General features: G+C 34.3%; 1 protein-coding gene. It reads left to right on the forward strand.

Annotated elements, in window-relative coordinates:
• On the forward strand, nucleotides 1–445 hold a 445-nt coding region (locus tag N2257_10750; protein MCX7794863.1), incomplete at its 5' end, for a chromosome partitioning protein ParB.
• Nucleotides 446–748 lie beyond the last annotated feature (303 nt).

The following is a 748-nucleotide window of genomic DNA, read 5'->3' on the forward strand; positions in this document are numbered from 1 at the left end:
ACTCAAGGAATTTAACTTGACGCAGGAAGAACTATCTCAAAGAGTTGGTAAAGATAGAGCTACCATAGCAAATTATTTGAGAATTCTTAAGCTTCCCGAGGATATTCAAAACTATCTTAAAGAAGGTTCTCTAACAGTAGGGCATGCAAAGGCAATACTTTCAGTTGATGACCCACAAAAACAAAGAGAGTTATCTAATATAATAATCAAAAAATCCCTTTCCGTAAGACAGACTGAAGAATTGGTAAAAAAAATAGCAAAACCTCAACGTAAAACAAAAAAGGAGGAAATACCTGAGATAACCGAACTTGAGGACAGAATTACAAGTGAACTTGGCGTGAAAGTAAAAATATCACATAAAGGTAAGAGAGGTAAGCTTGAAATATTTTATAACTCCCTTGATGAACTTGACGGAATCCTTGAGCGAATCCTGAGACATAAATAGAAAATTTAAATAAGCTTATAAGCTTCCAATGCAAATTTACAAGCTTTCTGCAAAACAAAATTAATTCTCTGTAGTTTGCGATTACTTTATCATATCTTTTATCTTTTCCCTTCAGCCTAAAGCCTTAAGTCTATTACAGTGGCAATCCCTTTTAAATGAGGTCTTGTTTCCTACAGAGTTAGACTTGTTAAGAAACTTGTTTCCTAATAGAGTCGCAATCCCTTTTAAATGAGGTCTTGTTTCCTACGTGTTTATCTGACAAGTATGTTAACTTGCCAATGGNGTCGCAATCCCTTTTAAATG

The organism is Thermodesulfovibrionales bacterium (assembly GCA_026417875.1).
In the GTDB taxonomy this organism is placed as follows: domain Bacteria; phylum Nitrospirota; class Thermodesulfovibrionia; order Thermodesulfovibrionales; family CALJEL01; genus CALJEL01.